This window comes from Mycolicibacterium sp. XJ662 (assembly GCF_053484035.1).
Window position 1 is genome coordinate 1 of sequence record NZ_JBEFTL010000025.1, and the last position, 2,655, is coordinate 2,655.

Sequence of the window (2,655 nt, forward strand, 5' to 3'; positions counted from 1 at the left end):
GGTGTAGGAGGTCGGTTTCGTTGTCGGGGACGCCGTAGTTGCGGGTGGCGGCCACTACTACGGCTTGGGCGATGCGGGGCAGTGTGTCGTGGCGGCGTACCGTTTCGACCAGGGTGGGTCCGAGTTCGTCGATTGTGGGTGCGATGCGTGCTGTGCGGTCGCCGGTGAGTGCGGGTGTGTCGGGGTCGGGTTGGCTGAGGTAGCCGTGGGGGTGGTGTGCCGCGGCTACGGTGGTGGTGCCCAGTAGGTCGGTGACGGTGGCGTGGCGGCGTCGGGGGGCCGGTTCGAGCAGGGTGATGTGGGCGGGTAGGCGAATGTGTGGGGGGATCCAGCCGCTGGCGAGGTCGGTGACCAGCAGGGTGGTTTGGCCGTTGTCGCGTAGCCCGGCAGCCCACGATAATCCGGGTTCTTGGCGGGCGACGGTGTCGAGGATGCGGCGTAGGCGTTGTTGTTCGGCGGCTCGGCGGGAGGTGTCTCCGGCTGCGGCGCCGGTGGTGGCGGCCGCGGTGGCGCTGGCTAGCGGTGGTGTTGGGTTGCTGGGTTGGGCCTGGGTGGTGGCTGGTGCGGTGGATTTGTTGACGACGGGTGACATTAGTGAGCCGCCTGCTGCGGGTGAGGAGGGTGTGACCGCGGCACCGGAGATGGGTCCGGTTGGGGTGGGTGGCGTGGCAGGGGGTGTGGTTACCGGTGGGCGCAGGTCGGCGCCGTAGGCGGGCAGTGGCCCCGCGGGGGCGGCGGCCGGGGGGGCCGGGGATGCTGGCGGGCCATTAGCGACCATGGGCGCGATGGGTGTCATGGCGCTGGCGTTGTCGGTGGTTGGTGGCGCGATCGGTGCCGGGCTGGGGGTCGGCGCGCTGTCGGGGATGTGGGGAATCCCGGCCGTGGTGGCGGTCGCGACTGTCGGTGTGGTGACCGTGGGTGTCGTCGGGGGTGGCGCCGGTGGCGGCAGGGGTTCGGTTGCCGCGTGCAGCGCCCCTGCCGACAGCGCCTGTGCACCGGCCGCGGCCGGCGTGCCCGTCGTCATCCCGGTGGTGAACGACTGGCCCAACGACTGTGGGGATAACGGCGCTGTTGCCGCCGCCGCTGCTGGTGGCATGCCAGCGGCCGGTACTGACGGGCCACCAACACCAACGGCGGGGGCGCTGGGGGGTAGGGGTGGTGAGACGGTACATGGTGGGGGTGGGCCCGGCATCGGCTGGCTACTACCGAACGCTGGCGTTGCCAGTGACAACATCGGCGCGTTGCTACGTGGTAGCGATAAACCTGGTGCCGACTGACCACTGCCAAGCGCTGTCGCTGCCGGGGCGGTCAGTGCGCCGCTATCTGGCGTGGTTGCACCTGGCGCCGGCTGACCACTACCGAATGCTGCGGCTTCTGGTGGGGATCCCGCCGTCGGCGAAGTCAAGTCGTCGGCGGTGAGGGGGCGCGATGGCGGGGGAGTGTCGAGGCTTACACCGTGGTCACGCAACCAGGTGTGGGCGTCACCACCGATGGTCTCGTCGAACACTCGTTGCGTCGCGTCGATAATGTTGGACATCGCGGTTGCTCCCACATGGTCGGCCATGGCATTCGACTGCTCGATGACGGCGTTCACCGCGGCAACTTTGGCCTCTATCGGCCCTTTGCCGGCCAGGATTTGGTTGATTTGCTGATTGCCGGATTGTGCGATCTCGGTCAGCCGATCCCGCAAATAGTTCACCGTATCGGCGACTTGCTCGCTTTGGTCGCTTTTGATCTCGCACTGATGCGCGATGGTGGCTAGTCGCTGTTCGCCGCGCCAATATCGCTCCAACAAATCGTCGGCGGTGCGCCCTTGGTTTACCGCTAACAGGGATCGCTCGTTGCGCAGGTCGTTGGCCTCGTTGCGCTTGAGCTGGGCCGCCTTACGCCAATACGTCACCCCGGCCATCGGCGCATCGGGCCGCGCCGGCCACCACGCACCCACCAAGAGCGCCGACCACCGACCGGGTGGCAGATCACCCGCCACCGCAGATGGCCTTCATGCGCGCATCCTTGGCATTGACATCATTGGCTGCTGACTGCCACGCTGGATGGTCTTGCTCCATCGCAAAGGCTGTAGCTTGGCCATATGCTTCTGCTAGTGCAAGTGCATCGGTGCGCTCGCCGGGCACGAGCGCCGGGGTCGTATTCAGTGTCTGCTGAAGCATCACCGCACCATTGACTGTGGCAATGTTTGCGAACGCCGGGTTGTCGCCGTTTGTCGCGATTTGGACCGCCCGCGCTGCCAGTTTGTACACCTCGCATAACTTTTGGTGCGCGGCGGCGGTTTCTGCTGCGGTGTATGTCGGCTCGGCGGTCGTTCCAGCGGCGGTGGCTGGACCGCTGTTCGTCGGGCGCGTCAGTGCCACGATTAAAGCTGCGGCACCCAGCACAACCGCGGCAATCGCGACGCTGGCCACGGCCGCCAACGGCCAATTGCGTGAACGCGGCGGCGCTGGGGGGTGGGTTGGTGTCCATTGTCCTGTGGTGGGTGGGGGGGTGTTGGTCACCCGAGTAAGGCTATTGCAGCTGCCGTGTCTGTGCACTCCACTGCATGTCAGCAGCCTTCGCTGGCGATCTAGCCTTGGGCTACCGTGGCGATGTCGTGGTTGGGGTAGGTGGTCAGTACGGCTTGGTGGATCTCGGTGGTTTTGT

2 protein-coding genes and 2 pseudogenes are annotated in these 2,655 nt (G+C 66.8%); 1 reads left to right on the forward strand and 3 read right to left on the reverse strand.

Annotation, left to right across the window (positions count from 1 at the left end):
- Together ABQE93_RS26995 and ABQE93_RS27000 are read right to left on the reverse strand one after the other, a co-directional pair.
- A partial coding sequence (locus tag ABQE93_RS26995; RefSeq protein ID WP_448438086.1) for a DUF5632 domain-containing protein occupies positions 1–1,987 on the reverse strand: 1,987 nt, incomplete at its 3' end.
- On the reverse strand, positions 1,977–2,369 hold the full coding sequence (locus ABQE93_RS27000; RefSeq protein ID WP_223695514.1) for a hypothetical protein: 393 nt from the start codon (positions 2,367–2,369) through the stop codon (positions 1,977–1,979). The genes ABQE93_RS27000 and ABQE93_RS26995, both read right to left, overlap by 11 nt.
- Here ABQE93_RS27000 and ABQE93_RS27005 point away from each other — a divergent pair.
- Positions 2,251–2,596 (forward strand): annotated as a pseudogene (locus tag ABQE93_RS27005) (hypothetical protein); the annotation flags it as partial. The gene ABQE93_RS27000 and the pseudogene ABQE93_RS27005 sit on opposite strands and share 119 nt — an antisense overlap.
- On the opposite strand, the pseudogene ABQE93_RS27010 reads toward ABQE93_RS27005, so the two are convergent.
- A pseudogene (locus tag ABQE93_RS27010) lies at positions 2,591–2,655 on the reverse strand (hypothetical protein); the annotation flags it as partial. The pseudogenes ABQE93_RS27005 and ABQE93_RS27010 overlap by 6 nt on opposite strands.